The sequence below is a fragment of the uncultured Clostridium sp. genome (assembly GCF_934754915.1).
GTDB lineage: Bacteria > Bacillota > Clostridia > Clostridiales > Clostridiaceae > Clostridium.
The window spans coordinates 1-1,561 of record NZ_CAKVKB010000341.1; the positions used below are offsets into that span (position 1 = coordinate 1).

General features: G+C 41.3%; 2 protein-coding genes. Both read left to right on the top strand.

Features of this window, described 5'->3' with window-relative positions; all coding sequences use genetic code 11:
* The coding region (locus Q0F58_RS19575) for an ROK family protein (protein WP_294379774.1) at positions 1-843 on the top strand (843 nt) is incomplete at its 5' end.
* Between the two features lie 174 nt (positions 844-1,017).
* Positions 1,018-1,561: extracellular solute-binding protein (locus tag Q0F58_RS19580; RefSeq protein ID WP_294379776.1), on the top strand; the 544-nt coding region annotated here is incomplete at its 3' end.

Here is a 1,561-nt window from a genome sequence, read left to right on the forward strand (position 1 = left end):
GAGTTGTACAGAAAAGAATACGAGACAGGATACGTTGTAAAACGAGAAATACTCGAACAAGCGATTTTTGACGTTAAAACTTTTAATAAGCCTCTTCATCATGCGGTTTTCGTTTTTGCGGGCAAATACGATTGTAAAACGGACAGATTTTCGTTTGCGGGGAAGTTTTCGGAGTTTTACGGCGAAAATTTCGCCGAATTCCTCGAAGGGAAACTCGGTGTTCCCGTTTGCATGACGAACGATATGTCGGCAGCAATGTATGCCGAACTCGAAAACCCTGCCGTTCCGGATAATTTTATATTCATTTATATTGACGAGGGCGTCGGCGGGGGATTCGTGTTTAACAAGAAAATATTTTCGGGCGAACGCGGAATGGCGGGTGAATTTGCGTTTTTCGGCATGAATCCCATCGACGCGACCGATTTTTTCCCGAACGAAAACAGTAAAATATTTTCAACCGTCTTATCGCTTAAAAGCATAACCGACCGTTATCTTTGTGCGATAGGAGAAAATGATATTCCGTATGCCGAAATTAAAGAAAAATTTATATCGGATTGCATAGACGGCAAAGAAGTCGCTTTAAAAACGCTTAACGATTCTATTGCTGTTCTCGGCAGATTTTTATGGAGCGTCACCGAACTTCTCGACGTTTCGCATATCGTTTTCGACGGCGAAATCATAAGGCTTAAAACGCTCGTCGAAAAAAAACTCGACGAAATGTTTTCAAAAAGCCCGACGCATTCTCAAATCGACGTTAAATTTGTCGGCAAAGACAACAATATTTACAAGGGCGCGATTGCCGAAGGTTTTATAGAGTTTGAAAAGACTTCCGAGACGAAATAATCTCGGCAAAAATTTTTAGTGGAATTTTTAAAAAACGTATTGACAAATACAAAAAACGTGATATAATAACTTTGTTAGTTTTATCGGGGTGTATTTGTTTACACAATAAACTAACAAAGTTAATTTTTAAAAATTGTCGTTTTTTTTCGACAGAAATACCGAGGAGGCAAAATCGTGAGAGGAATTAAAAAATTCTTTAAAGGCAAACAAGCTATTGCGATAATCGCGGCGACAATGGCATCGCTTATCGGATTGACGTCGTGCGGAGGCGCGAATCAATCGAGCGAATCGAACAACGGAAGCGGAAAAGTTCAGACTATATCTGTCGGATATTTCGAGGCTGCGTATTTAGACACTCATTGGAAATCATGGGAAAAACTTTATAACGAAGCGCATCCGAACGAAAAAATCGAATTGGCTCCCGACGGCGACGGTTCATACGGATCGGCTATCGAAAACTTACTTATGACGGGCGTTGTTCCCGATATTATGGTTGCGCCGATGACTTGGAGAAAGTATGCCTCCAAAGGCTGGCTCGAACCTCTCGGAGACGTGTATTCGGCGGATTTCGGTAATGGGAAAACGCTTGAAGGCGCGCTTAACAACGAAATAAAGGATAACCTTAAATTCAAAAACGAGTATTATGCCGTGCCGTTTTCCGAATATATGACAGGCATAGCGGTAAATAAAGGATTTTTCGACGAACATGGTTGGGATA